Source organism: Paenibacillus tritici (assembly GCF_013204885.1).
GTDB classification, from domain to species: domain Bacteria; phylum Bacillota; class Bacilli; order Paenibacillales; family Paenibacillaceae; genus Paenibacillus_AQ; species Paenibacillus_AQ tritici.
Genome location: NZ_JABMKX010000012.1, coordinates 81,590 through 95,690, shown reverse-complemented (window position 1 = coordinate 95,690; position 14,101 = coordinate 81,590). Strand labels below are relative to the sequence as shown.

The following is a 14,101-nucleotide window of genomic DNA, read 5'->3' as shown; positions in this document are numbered from 1 at the left end:
AAGGTAAATATGGATACTATAACCGTTTCGGGTGCAGCCGAAGCGGTTTCTCCTGTTCCATACTGGTGAGCGTTGCAGAACTCAAAATACTTAAATTAAGAGGGTGATCCAATGCTTAAGGTACTGTTTGCCGATGATGAGCCGCTTATGCTGGAAGGGCTGCGCTTCCTGGTAGACTGGGAGAAATTAAACTTTGAGGTGTGCGGTGAAGCTCTGGACGGGGAGGATGCGCTGGAGCTGATTCACAGCACCCGTCCTGATCTGGTGATAACCGATGTGCGTATGCCGGTCATCGACGGCCTTGAACTGATCAGGAGAGCTTCTGAAAGCGATTACCGGCCCAAGTTTATTATTTTCAGCGGCTATGCCGACTTTGAATATGCCAAGCGGGCGCTTAAATACGGAGTATCCAACTATTTGACCAAACCGCTGGATGAGCAGGAGCTGACGGAGGCGCTGCAGATGGTAACGGGCCAGATCCATATGGAGCGCAAGGTGTCTTCGCGGCGCGAAGCGCTGTCGGCGCTGATGCAGGCGGATCTCGTATCCCGGCTCCTGATGCGGGAGAACACGGATGAGGAGCGGGAGGAGGGGCTGAAGAGTCTTGGAATCTCCCCCGTCTCGCGGATATCCTGTATACTGGTCCATGGAGCAGCGCCGGACAGCCTTCACCTGCGTGAGCAGGTTACCGCCATGCACGGGAAGGAGCCGCTGCGCAGCCTGAAGGTCTATCCGTTCACGGCAGGAAGCGGGAAGCATGGCTATTTGCTCGTATCCCCGCAGGCAGGACCGGCGCTTGACCCGGATATGCTCGCAAGCTGGATGGATGAGATACGGCCGTTGTACAGCACTCCCGTCTGCTTCACGGTAAGCTGTCAGCATCAAGGACCGGAAGCGCTGAACACGGCTTACCAGGAAGCGCTGGCTGCTGAACTATGCAGGCCGGAGGCTTCCGGCGGCGAGACAGCCGATATCTCCGGGAGACAGGATAAGACTCAGATGGCGCTGCTTCCGGCAGAGCTGAGAAGATCGCTGCTGCAATCCGTCACTGAGGGGAAGCTTGAGCACCTGAGTGAGCAGCTTGGCGGTGTGTTCAGGATTTTCTCGGCAGAGGCTGCTTCAAGCTCCTGGATTGATGCCTTTCTGGCCAATATCAAAGCAGAGCTGCTTCGTGAAATTACCGCCAGAGGGGGAGACTATGACGAGTGGGTGAAGAAATGGTTCCCGTCCCGGTATACAGCCAGCTGTCTGCCCCTGCTGGAGCGGCAGACGGAGGAGGAGCTGTGCGAGGCTGCGCAGTGGTTCGCTGCTGCGGCTGACGGCAGGCAGGAGGATCAGATGGTGTCCGCTGCGATAGAGTATGTCCGCGGACATTATCAGGAGAAGCTGAAGCTGCAGGATATTGCGAAGCATCTGCATGTGAATTCCGCTTACCTGGGACAACGGTTCAAGAAGCACTACGGCAGCTCTTTTAACGACTATCTCCATGAATTCCGCATTGAGGAGGCTAAGAAGCTGCTGCGCCGGACCGATATGGGGATTACCGATATCTCATGCAGAGTAGGCTATTCGGACGCGGATGTGTTCGCTGCCAAGTTCAAGGCGCTTAACGGCGTTACGCCTTCCGTATACAAGAAGAGCTAAATCAGGGGGAGGAGGGGACTTGCATGAAGCATACACGGAAGCCGTCTGCCTTCATCAATGATATTCCGCTCAAATACAAGTTTTTGTTTATCTACTTACTGTGTGTTCTCGTCCCCATACTTAGTATCAACGCCCTTTTTTATGTACAGATCAGCCGCAACGTGGAAGTACGGGAGCGGGAGAATCTGGGGATTTCGGTAGACCGGGTGGTCTATGATCTGATGCAGATCGTGAATGAATGTGTGGCGATCAGCAATACGGTGGCCGCCGACCGCCCCTATATGGAGATGATGGATTACGCCTACCCGGATAATGAGGCTTATTATGATGCCTATAACGATTTTCTCAAGGACAAGCTGCTGCAGTACAGCAATCTGCACTCCTATATTCACTGGATGGGCGTCTATACGTCCAATCCGACGATCCAGAATGGCAGCAGCTATTTCATTCTGTCGGAGAAGGATAAGCAGAGTGAATGGTACCGCCGGATAGCCGGCAGCGCAGACAAGGTACTGCTGACCTCTTATCAGGGAACCAATCCGCTGAATCCGCCGCAGCAGGAGGTGTTCGTCAGCCTGATCCGCAAGCTGGATAACTTTACGGGCCAGCCCTATGATAAGTATTTGCGGATTGATCTGCGGCTGAACAGTGTGCAGGAGCTGTTCCAGAAGGAGCGTGATTATCTGGACTTCAAGCTGCTGGATGAGAAGAACCGGATCGTGCTGGCCTCGGGGCGTTCCTTCTACTCAATGGATGCCAATGCCCTGCTGAATGCTGACATGAGCCTGGATCAGCCATCCAAGCAGATTGTCCGTACGCTCAGCAGTGCAGTCTATACCAAGGGCTGGCGGCTGGTCGGCACGCCGGAAGGCCGGGAGCCCAATTCCGAGATGAGCCGGGCACTCCGGCTGTCGCTCATTCTTGCCCTTTTGACCATCATCCTCCCTACCCTGCTCATGATTGTCATTATAAGATCCTATAATCTGCGGGTTAGACTGCTGTACAAGCACATGAAGCTGGTCAAATATGAACAGTTCGAGAGCATTGATATGTATGAGGGTAAGGATGAGATTGGCGGACTGATCCGCAGCTTCAATCTCATGACCGGGAAAATCCGCAATCTGATCAATGATGTCTATAAGCTGGAGATTCAGAAGAAGGACCTGGAGCTTGAACGGGTACGGGCGGAGCTGAAATATCTGGAGAGCCAGGTAGACCCCCACTTCCTCTTCAATACGCTGAATGCCATATTGGTCATTTGCAAGAAATATAAGTATGAACAAGTGACGGATGTCATCCGCAATCTGGCGCTGATTATGCGCAGGCTGTTAAGCTGGAAGGATGACCTTATTACTGTCGAGGAAGAAGTCTCTTTTATCGAGATGTATCTGCAGATTGAGAAGTTCCGCTTCCAGAACCGGTTCTCATATGTGCTGGATATTGAGCCGGAGGTGCTGAACTGCCGGATTCCCAAGATGAGTATACAGGCACTGGTGGAGAATTCCTGCAAGCATGGCCTGCAGTCGGTCAAATGGGCAAGGGAAATTCATGTGTCCGCTGCGAGGGATGATGCAGGTCTCGTGATCGTAGTGACGGACAATGGCAAGGGAATCGAGAAGGAGAAGCTGGAATGGATCAGGTCCCATCTGGAGACGGAGCAGGATTCCGGGCAAAATGTCGGGCTTCGCAATGTGTATAAACGTTTGATGTTGTACTTTGACGGCAGAGCCGTGTTCAACATTGAGAGCACCGAATATGAACAGACGGTCATTACCATCCGGATTCCTGAGGACTTGAGCCTGGTTCCAATAGGGGAGGGATCTCATGTATAAAGTGGTACTTGCCGATGATGAAATCATTGCATTAGAAGGATTACGGACGCAGACGGATTGGGAGGAGCTGGGCTTCGAAATCTGCGGAGCCTGTGAGAATGGGGAAGAAGCGCTGGCTGCGATTATTCACAACTCGCCGGATCTGGTGATTACCGATATTCGTATGCCCGAGATTGACGGGCTGGAGCTGATAGGGCGCGTGCGCAGCCTGCAGATGGAGCAGCCGATCTTCATCGTGCTCAGCGGCTACGGTGAATTTGAATATGCCAGAACGGCCATTCGTTACGGGGTAAGACACTATCTGCTGAAGCCGGTCGTTGAGGCCGAGTGGGATAAAATACTTACAGACATTACGGATGAGCTGGAGCTGCGCGTTAAGCAGAGGATGCAGCAGAGTATGCTGGAGAGCCGGCTGCTGCCGCTCGCGATTGCGCGTATGCTTGAGGGTCACTGGGCCGAGCCTGAAGAGGAGGCGGCCGAGCAGATGGACCGTCTGGATGAGACCGTCACGGGCTGGACGTATCTGCATGTGGAGGGCCATAGCAGCACTATCACAGAGCTGTGCCGGGAGCTGGCCGGACCGGCAGGTGCCCTGTTCATTGACCTGCCCGGCGACCAGGCCGGACTGGTGGTGGAGAGCTCGGCCGGGGCGGCCGGGCTGGCGGAGCAGCTATACGCCGGGCTGACCCGCATCGGCGTGAAGGGCTCCGTCAGCATCGGGCCAAGTGTGCGGTCCCTGCGCGAGCTGCCTGTCTCCTACAGGGAAGCGGCAGGAGCTGCGGCCCGCCATTATTTCTATTCGGGCGGCTATGGTCCGCTGGATTCGGCTATCGAAGGCGAGGGTCAGGTGAATTACAATCTCCCGGCCACGGAGTTGATTGAGGAAATGATCAGCGCTGTGGAACGGCTGAATGAGCAGAAGGTTCTGGAGAAGCTGAACGAGATGTTCAGCATGTTCAAGGAGAACCGGACAGATCCGGGAGTCGTGCAGATGACGAGCATGGATATCATGCTGAGAAGCATGGAGCTGCTGAAGGAATTCGGCGGAGCGGATGATCCGTGGATCGGCTCGCTGGATTTTTTCCGAACGGAGCCCAAATCGCTGGAATCCCTGCAGGCCACCCTGCAGAGCGCACTTATAACCTGTATGAATTCTATCCGGCAGCACAAGGAACGTAACTCCGAGCACCCGCTTATCCGCGTAGAATGCTTCTTGAGGGATCATTATTCCAGGCATTTGACTGTCAAAGAGGTTGCCGAGCATTTCTATATCAATCCGGTGTACCTGGGTCAGGCCTTCATCAAAAAGCACGGGATCAGCATTCTGGAGTACATTCACAATCTGCGCATAGAAGCAGCCAAGAAGCGGTTAATTGAAACTCACGACACCGTCAGAAGTATTGTGGAGAGTGTGGGGTATGTGCACTATCATCATTTCCTGAGAGAGTTCGAGAAGCGGACGGCACTTAAGCCGGTGGCATTCCGGGAACAGGCCCAATCTGAACAAGGCTAGGGTATCCATTTATTTATTAGGGTCCAAGTCTTTACTATGGTGATGGTAAACGCATTCAAATACGTTATGATAGAGATAGCTGTCCAAAAATTGCTATTCAATGGAGGTTAGAAAAGATGAAGCAAGCCAGCAGCGAAATTCCTGCATTACATGAAATGTTCCGGGATGCCTTCAAGATAGGGGCTGCCGTCAGTACTGGCATTATATCTACTCAGGGTTCATTCATTGCCAAGCATTACAACAGCATTACTGCCGAGAATGAAATGAAGCCGGTAGAGGTTCAGCCGGAGGAAGGGAGCTATACCTTCGATGCTGCGGACCGTATCTTTGAATTCGCAGAGGCGCATGGAATCGGCGTCCGGGGACATACGCTTCTATGGCATAATCAGACAGGCGACTGGATGTTCCGGAATGCAGAGGGCGGCCCTTGCAGCCGGGAGGAATTACTGGCCCGCCTGCAGACTCACATCAACACGGTAGTGGGACGTTACCGGGGACGGGCCTACGCCTGGGATGTGGTGAATGAAGCGATTGAGGATAAATCCGATCAATATCTGCGGGAGACCCGCTGGCTGGAGATGATCGGCGAGGATTATCTCCACCAGGCTTTTGAGATGGCACATCAGGCGGACCCTGACGCGCTTCTGTTCTACAACGACTATAATGAGACCGATCCTGTCAAAAGCGTCAAAATCCACAAGCTGGTCCGCAGCCTGCTCGATCAGAATACGCCGATTCACGGGATTGGAATGCAGGGACATTGGAATATCTACGGCCCTTCCATTGAGGAAATCCGCAATGCGCTTAAGCTGTATGCGTCGCTCGGGCTGAAGATTCACATTACCGAGCTGGATCTCTCCGTGTTCCGTCATGACGACAAACGCACAGATTTGAAAGCGCCAACAGCTGAAATGCTGAAGCTCCAGGAGGAGCGTTATGCCGAAATCTTCGCCCTTCTGCTGGAATTCAAAGATTCTATTGATTCGGTGACCTTCTGGGGTGTGGCCGATGATTATACCTGGCTGGACGGCTTCCCGGTCCGCGGACGCAAGAACTGGCCGTTCCTATTCGACGAGCAGAAGCAGCCCAAGGCTTCATTCACACGGCTGGCCGGTCTGACGGCAACGCAATCCTAATATTATTGTAAGCTGGACACCTTATTATATCTGGAGGGAATCAAATGACAACTCAATTGAAGCAGGCTACAGGCAAGGTACCGCCAAGCGGCAATCCGCTGGTAGCACACAGATACGGAGCCGACCCTTATGCCCTGGTATTCGGCGACAGAGTCTACCTGTACATGACCAACGACGCGCTGGAGTATGATGAGAGCGGCGTGGTGAAAGAGAACTCTTACAGCAGCATCAATACCATTACAGTCATCTCCTCCGCCGACCTGGTCAACTGGACCGATCATGGCGCGATTGCCGTGGCCGGACCCGAAGGCGCCGCGAAGTGGGCTACCCAGTCCTGGGCACCGGCAGCGGTTCATAAGGTGATTGGCGGCAAGGACCAGTTCTTCCTGTACTTCGCCAATAATGCCAGCGGGATTGGGGTTCTCTCCAGTGACAGTCCGGTGGGGCCATGGGTTGACCCTATCGGGGAAGCGCTGATTCTGCGCTCCACGCCTGGGGTGGAGGATGTGACCTGGCTATTCGACCCGGCCGTTCTGGTCGATGACGACGGCAAGGGCTATATTTACTTCGGAGGCGGTGTCCCGGAAGGGCAGTTCGCAGAGCCGGGCACCGCCCGGGTGATGAGGCTGGGTGAGGATATGACCAGCGTAGTGGGTACTGCTGAAGTAATTCCAGCCCCGTTCATGTTCGAGGATGCCGGGATTCATAAGTGGAACGGTGTCTACTACTATACCTACTGCTCGAACTTCTATGACGGGGAACGCCCGGAGGGCAGCCCTCCGGCGGGAGAGATCGCCTATATGACGAGCGACAGTCCCATGGGTCCCTGGAGTTATCAGCGGACGATCCTGAAGAATCCGGGGCATTTCTTCGGAGTCTCCGGGAACAACCACCATGCGGTGTTTGAATTTCATGACAGCTGGTATATTGCTTACCACGCCCAGACCTTGTCCAAGGCCGAAGGGATTGCCAACGGCTACCGCTCCACGCATCTTAACCGGCTGACTCATCATGAGGACGGTTCCATTCAGGAGATTCATGCGGACTATGAGGGCGTGCAGCAGCTTGGCACACTGAACCCGTATGAACGTATTCCGGCGGCGACGATGGGCTGGAGCGCAGGGGTGAAGACCGCATCCCTCACTGCCGGAGGAGAACAGATCGTAACGGATATAGAGAATGGCGGCTGGATCGGATTATCCGGAGTGGACTTCGGAAGCCGGGGAGCAGAGACGTTCCAGGCTTCGGTTCTGGGACTTGAAGCCGGCGGTGTACTGGAGCTGCATCTCGATGACCCGGCTGGCCCGCTTGCCGGCAAGCTGTCCGTGTCTGCCGCGAACGGGGCAGAATGGACAGAATTGAAGACGGAAGTTCATGGAGCCGTAGGAGTGCATACACTCTATCTGGTATTCACGGGCGCGGACGGCAAAGGCTTGTTTAAGCTGGCAGCTTGGCAATTCACAGCAGAAGCATAACCAACCTCAAGGAGGCCAAGGCATTGAATACCGCTATCATTACCAATCCTGTGATGTGGGCAGATGTCCCGGATGTGGATGTCATCCGGGTCGGCCCTGTGTTCTATATGGTCAGCACCAGCATGCATTCCATGCCGGGCTGTCCGATTATGAAGTCGGAGAATCTGTACGACTGGGAAATTGTGAATTATGTCTATGACACCTTCGAGGATCATGAGGCCCACCGGCTGGAAGACGGACAGGGGATATACGGCAGCGGCTCCTGGGCGGCTTCGCTCCGCTATAAGGATGGAGTCTACTATGTATGCTTCTCCTCCAACGATATGGACCAGTTCTATATCTACCGGACCGGAGATATTGAGCATGGCCCATGGGAGCGTTCGGTTATTCCGGGACTCCATCATGACCCGGCTCTGCTGCTGGACGAAGATCACCGCAATTATGTGATCTATGGCAACGGGGACATCCGGATTAAGGAGCTGACAGCGGATCTGACGGCTGTGAAGCCCGGCGGAACGGATCAGCTGCTGCTGGAAGGCGAACGGGAAGACATCGGTCTGCGGATTGAAGGCTGTCATGCGCATAAGCGTAACGGCTATTATTATCTGTTCTTTATTGAATGGCCGAGAACCGGCAATCAGCGCAGACGCCAGCTATGCTACCGTTCCCGCGAGCTGCTGGGTCCTTACGAATGGAAGGTGGTTCTGGATGATGATCTGGGCTACCAGAATAACGGTGTCGCGCAAGGCGGCATTGTTGATACACCGGATGGCGACTGGTACGCAGTGCTGTTCCAGGATCATGGGGCGGTCGGACGGATTCCGTGCGTCCTCCCTGTAAGCTGGGAGCAGGATTGGCCGGTAATCGGGGAGAACGGTGCAGCACCTAAAAGGTTCCAGACGAAGCTTCCTGCGGGGGAGCCGAAGCCGGTGGTAATCAGCGATGAGTTCGATTCTCCCAGCGGCCGGCTGGCGCTGAACTGGCAGTGGAACCATAATCCCGACAACGGGCTATGGTCGCTCACCGAGCGGCCGGGTTATCTGCGGCTGCGCACCGGACGCACAGCAGACAGCATCCTGCGGGCGCGCAATACGCTGACCCAGCGGACGGAGGGTCCGGCGTGCAGCGCGGAGGCCCTGCTGGATCTCTCAGGGATGCTGACAGGAGACAGGGCAGGAATGGTTGCCCTGCAGAACGGATATGGGACGGTAGAGGCTGCCGCTTTGGAACAGGGCGGGTTCAACCTGAGCATGTGCGTCAATAGCGGTGACGGCTGCCCGCAGACGGTGGAGAGTATTCCGTTCACCGGCAACAGGCTGTATCTCAGAATCGACTTCAATTTCGAGGATAGCGTGGACCAGGCCCATTTCTTCTATTCGGCAGACGGGGCGGTCTGGAAGCCTATTGGCGGGACGCTGCATATGAAATATACGCTGGATCATTTCATGGGCTACCGGATTGGCTTGTTCAATTATGCAACGGTCTCCTCCGGCGGTTATGCCGATTTCGATTATTTCCATTACCGCAGGCAGGCTAAGTCCGGGACTTGAACCGGGTAGCATACACGCTTGGAGTCATGGACGTATTCTGTTTGAATATTCGTCCGAAATACGTCAGGTTGGAGAATCCGACCCGGAAGGCCACCTCCTGAATCGGATACTGGCGAAGCTGAAGCAACCGGCAGGCTTCGTGCACCCGCAGCATGTTCACATATTCAATTAGGGTTTTTCCGGTGTTTTTCTTGAATAGGTGACAGAAATAGTTGGGGGTCACGCAGCAGATCCGGGCGGCTTCCTCCACCGTCAGCGGTTCATGGAAATGGTTGCTGAGATGAATCAGCAAGGGCTGGATGCCTGTCTCCTGACGGTCTTTTTTGGAAGGCGGTGCTTTGAACTCTGCCAGGGGATAAGCAAGACCCAGGGAAGAGAACAACCCGCCTTTGATACATAATTCATAACCGGGGCTTTTGTTCTGATAGCTGTACACGATCTGTTCTATACAGGCTCTGATCCGCCGGGTAACCGGCTGGTCCGCACCATAGAAGGCGGGCAGCCGGATCTCGCCGGAGAGCAGCGGCCGGATGTGCTGAAGCTCGGTAAGATCTCTCATCCCGTTCAGCAGAGCTTCGTTATAGACGACCGCATACAGCTCACTGCCCTCTTCTGTAGGATAGGCCGCGTGGATCTGGGGCCGGCTGACAAAGGCCAGCTCCCCCTCCATCAGTTCTCTGGAGCTAGGGCCGACCTGCACCCGGAAGCTGCCCTTGGTGATGAGAATCCATTCGAGATGGTCATGCCAATGAGGCGGAATAATGCTGCGGTCCGGGAAGCAGATATGAAATACATTGATGGGAAACAGGCCCTCGGGAATCTCCGTGTGCTCTTTTTTCCATGGATAAGGCTTGTCCTCGAAAGCTCCACTCATCCTAATCCCTCCACAAAAACGTAATATCGTATGATAGATGCGTACTTTCATGCGTAGTACCGCGGGTTCGCACTCTGTATACTGTGGTTGCAACCTTATTATAGAACTGTTGGAGGGATCGCGCTATGTTTCGTGAAGAGAATGGCAGACTGATCAGAGAATATGACCATGAGAGAGTCTGGATAGAGCCTTGGGGAGAGCATTCGCTGCGTATCCGGGCTTCCTATTCAGAGATCACCGATGAGCAGTGGGCGCTTCTGCCGGCAGAGCAGACCTCAAGCAAGATCACCATTACCAAGGAACGTTCGACTATCGTGAACGGAAATATCCGGGCGGAGATGACAGGCAAGGGCCAGATCTTCTTCTACAACCAGCATGGCAAGCTGTTGCTTAACGAAACGGAAGATACGTACCAGTTAAAATATGGAGGCAGAGAGCTTGCGGCCGTTCCCGGCAGCAGCGATTTCTCGGTGAAGCTCCGGCTAGAAGCGGACCCGTCAGAGAAGCTGTACGGCATGGGCCAATACCAGCATTCCTTCTTGAATCTGAAGGGCTGCTCGCTGGAGCTGACTCACCGCAACAGCCAGATCAGTATTCCGTTCGTGCTGTCAAGTGCCGGTTACGGGTTCCTGTGGCATAATCCGGCTATCGGGCAGGCGCATTTCAGTCTGAATGTTACCGAATGGACAGCCCCGTCGTCCAAACAACTGGATTATTGGATCACTGCCGGTGATACGCCTGCCGAGATCGAGGAGGCTTACGCCAAGGCAACGGGAACCGTTCCGATGATGCCGGATTACGGTATGGGCTTCTGGCAATGCAAGCTCCGCTACCGCACACAGGAGGAATTACTGGAGGTAGCCAGAGAGCATAAACGGCGGAATCTGCCGATTGACGTTATCGTCATTGATTTCTTCCACTGGACGAATCAGGGGGACTGGAGATTCGATCCCGACTATTGGCCTGATCCCGAGGCGATGGTGCAGGAGCTGCAGGAGATGGGCATTGAGCTGATGGTCTCGGTATGGCCGACAGTGCAGACGGAGAGCGAGAATTATCAGGAGATGCTGGAGAAGGGGTATTTGCTCCGTTCGGACCGCGGGGTACGGACGCAATTTCAGTTTTTGGGCCAGAATGCCATCTTTGATGCGACCCATCCGGAAGCCCGCCAATTCCTGTGGGGACTGATCAAGCAGAATTATTATGACAAAGGCATCAAGGTCTTCTGGCTGGATGAGGCGGAGCCGGAGCTGACTGTCTATGACCATGATATTTACCGTTATCATATCGGCTCCAGCAAGCAGATCGGCAATCTCTATCCGGTCAAATACAGCCAGACCTTCTATGACGGAATGGCCGCTGAGGGACAGGAGAATATCATCAATCTGGTGCGTACCGCCTGGGCAGGCAGCCAGCGCTACGGCGCGCTCGTATGGTCGGGAGATATCCACTCCAGCTTCAAGGTTCTGGCGATTCAGGTGAGGGCCGGTCTGAACATGGCCGTGGCCGGCATTCCCTGGTGGACCACGGACATCGGCGGCTTCCACGGCGGCAATCCGGCAGATGCTTCGTTCCGTGAGCTGATGGTCCGCTGGTTCCAGTATGGCGCGTTCTCTCCGGTCTTCCGGCTGCATGGGGACCGTCAGCCTTTTGTTCCGCCAACCGGAACGCGGGGCGGAGGCGTGTGCGGCAGCGGCTCGGATAATGAAGTATGGAGCTACGGGGAAGAGGCCTATGCCATCTTCAAGGAATTCATGCAGATGAGAGAGCGGCTGAAGCCTTATATCCGGGGGCTCATGGAAGCAGCCCACGAGAAGGGGACGCCGCCTATGCGTCCATTGTTCTATGATTTCCCTCAGGACCCGGCAGCCTGGGATGTCGAAGACCAGTATATGTTCGGTCCTGATCTGCTGGTTGCCCCGGTGCTGAGCGAGGGTGAACGAGCGCGCAAGGTGTACCTGCCGTCCGGCGCAAGCTGGACCCATGTCTACAGCGGGGAGACCTTTGCCGGGGGACAGGCCGTCACGACCGATGCGCCGCTGGAGCAGATTCCGCTGTTTGTGCGTGATGATGCAGCGCTGCCGGTGCTTGACGGGGCTGGGAGTAAGTAACTCTTCACAGGCTCAGACTGTATAATTTAAACAGAACAGCGATTCTCCTGGTATAGGAGGGTCGCTGCTCTGTTATGTGGGCCAAATGTAATCGAAAAACCGAACACAATTGGACTGGGAGCGCCGCGTAGGCCAAATGTAATCGAAAAACCGAACACAATTGGGCTGTGAGCGCCGCGTAGGCTAAATGTAAACGAAAAACCGAACACATTGGACGTTGCGAGTGCGTGTGGGCCGGATGTAAGCGAAAAACCGAACACATTGGACGTTGCGAGTGCGTGTGGGCCGAATGTAAGCGAAAAACCGAACACATTGGACGTTGCGAGGGCGTGTGGGCCGGATGTAATCGAAAAACCGAACACATTAGACGGCGCGAAGTAGAGCGTTATTTACCCGTAGGGTGATTTTGTTATGGAATAGGACATTATTGCGGCTAAAGAAGCAGGTTATAGCCTTGGCATGGGATTTGCCTGCGCCTTTGACGGGAATTAGTTGGCAATTCTCCACTTGCTGAGGAACGGAGGAGCCTTTGCCGGATAGCAGATGGATAAACAGCACTTAATTTGCTATAAATCTGCCGGAGTTGAGAAATGCGTGAAATTAATTGACATTTATCCAATTAATTCCTCCAAATGCTGCGGAACATCCAAATTAGGATACATTTATCCAATTAATAATGCTGGGTGGATGCTCCCCAGGATAGTCCGACAGCTAATGTAGCCGGAAACGGTGAACTAACCCAACTAACCCAACTAACTCAACTAACTCAACTAACCTAACGAACCTAACTAACCCAATCTAAGTATGGTATGAATTCGTCTAGAGTTAGAGTAACTTATGAATTCGCGTACAGTTGGAGTAATGCTCTGTAAGCTCAGCCTCCACCATCTAGGGCGCAACCCAGTTCCCCTCCCGGACGCAACCAAGTTCCTTCCCATGGAGCAACGCAGTTCTCCTGCAGTGGAGCAACCCATTTCCCTCCCATGGAGCAACGCAGTTCTCCTGCGGTGGAGCAACCTAGATCCCTTCCCATGGAGCAACGCAGTTCTCCTGCAGTGGAGCAACCTAGATCCCTTCACATGGAACAACCCAGTTCTCCTCCGGTGAAGCAACCTAGTTCTCCTCCCGGCTCAGCGGCTCTTTGGAAGCCAGCTTCTCGCGGTAGGCCCGGGGGGAGAAGCCGGTAAGCTGCCGGAACTGGCGGCAGAAGTGCTCGACATTCGCATAGCCGCAGAGTGCGGCGATCTCGGCGATTTTGTGCTGGCCATAGCCGAGCCGCTCCTTGGCCAGCCGAATCCGGCAATGAATGACATCCTCCATGCAGGAGATCCCGAAGGTGGATTTGTAGATGGTCTGCAGGTAGCCGGTGCTGATATGCAGATGCGCAGCCATAGAGGACACTGTCCAAGGGTGGCCGGGGTTGCTGTAGAGCGTCTTGCGCAGCTCCAGAAGATTATAGTATTGCGGAGTCAGCTTGTCCTGGGACGCCTCGGACAGCTTGTTGAACAAGAGCCGGAACAGGTAGTCAATGGATAGCTCCCGGTAATCGTTCTGGAAGGAGTTCTCCAGCGTCAGCAGTTGAAACAGCTGGTGGCAATAGCCGGGGTCCGGCAGCGAGAATGGAGTACCGACCGGTAAGACGGTCTCTGTAATATAAGATTCATCCGCATCGAAGCGCACCCAGTCATTCACATAATTCCGGGAACAGGCGCGGTAATAGATGTTGTGCTTAGGCGGGTACAGAACAGCAGAGTGAGCAGGATACTCCTTCAGTTCTCCATTCACTTCGAACAGCGCCGGAGTCTGTGTCAGGAGAAGAAGCCAGGCATCCAGCCCTTCCGGTATGCTGTACACGAAATCATGCTGATGCGCAGCGTCGTATTCAACGTAGTGTATAGAGGGCATTGGCTTCCCCTTTCTTCGGATAGATCAATTAATGGTCAGTAAATATCATTGTTAGAATTCC

The 14,101-nt window shown here is 54.3% G+C and carries 9 protein-coding genes; 7 read left to right on the top strand and 2 right to left on the bottom strand.

Features of this window, described 5'->3' with window-relative positions:
- Positions 1-111: 111 nt before the first annotated feature.
- The 6 genes from HQN87_RS21670 (at position 112) to HQN87_RS21645 (ending at position 9,150) form a co-directional block, all read left to right on the top strand.
- The gene (locus HQN87_RS21670) at positions 112-1,644 is read left to right on the top strand and encodes a response regulator transcription factor (RefSeq protein WP_173137561.1); all 1,533 of its coding nucleotides are present in this window, start codon (positions 112-114) and stop codon (positions 1,642-1,644) included.
- Positions 1,645-1,667: 23 nt separating this feature from the next.
- On the top strand, positions 1,668-3,476 hold the full coding sequence (locus tag HQN87_RS21665) for a sensor histidine kinase (RefSeq protein ID WP_173137559.1): 1,809 nt from the start codon (positions 1,668-1,670) through the stop codon (positions 3,474-3,476).
- Entirely contained in the window at positions 3,469-4,989 is a 1,521-nt protein-coding gene (locus HQN87_RS21660) for a response regulator (RefSeq protein ID WP_173137557.1), read from the top strand. The genes HQN87_RS21665 and HQN87_RS21660 overlap by 8 nt, the downstream gene beginning before the upstream one ends.
- Before the next feature lie 116 nt (positions 4,990-5,105).
- Complete coding sequence (locus HQN87_RS21655) at positions 5,106-6,125, top strand: endo-1,4-beta-xylanase (protein WP_173137555.1); 1,020 nt, start codon at positions 5,106-5,108, stop codon at positions 6,123-6,125.
- A 44-nt stretch (positions 6,126-6,169) separates the two neighbouring features.
- Complete coding sequence (locus HQN87_RS21650; RefSeq protein ID WP_173137553.1) at positions 6,170-7,600, top strand: glycoside hydrolase family 43 protein; 1,431 nt, start codon at positions 6,170-6,172, stop codon at positions 7,598-7,600.
- A gap of 23 nt (positions 7,601-7,623) precedes the next feature.
- Complete coding sequence (locus HQN87_RS21645; RefSeq protein WP_173137551.1) at positions 7,624-9,150, top strand: glycoside hydrolase family 43 protein; 1,527 nt, start codon at positions 7,624-7,626, stop codon at positions 9,148-9,150.
- Here HQN87_RS21645 and HQN87_RS21640 read toward each other — a convergent pair.
- Positions 9,134-10,024 (bottom strand): AraC family transcriptional regulator, encoded by an 891-nt coding sequence (locus HQN87_RS21640; protein ID WP_173137549.1) that lies wholly within the window; start codon positions 10,022-10,024, stop codon positions 9,134-9,136. The genes HQN87_RS21645 and HQN87_RS21640 overlap by 17 nt on opposite strands.
- A 125-nt stretch (positions 10,025-10,149) precedes the next feature.
- Here HQN87_RS21640 and HQN87_RS21635 point away from each other — a divergent pair, with 125 nt between their 5' ends.
- On the top strand, positions 10,150-12,135 hold the full coding sequence (locus HQN87_RS21635) for a glycoside hydrolase family 31 protein (RefSeq protein ID WP_173137547.1): 1,986 nt from the start codon (positions 10,150-10,152) through the stop codon (positions 12,133-12,135).
- A 1,113-nt stretch (positions 12,136-13,248) separates the two neighbouring features.
- On the opposite strand, the gene HQN87_RS21630 is transcribed toward HQN87_RS21635, so the two are convergent.
- Positions 13,249-14,040 carry a helix-turn-helix transcriptional regulator gene (locus HQN87_RS21630; RefSeq protein ID WP_173137545.1) on the bottom strand — a complete coding sequence of 264 codons (792 nt, stop codon included), beginning with the start codon at positions 14,038-14,040 and terminating at the stop codon, positions 13,249-13,251.
- Between the last annotated feature and the right edge of the window lie 61 nt (positions 14,041-14,101).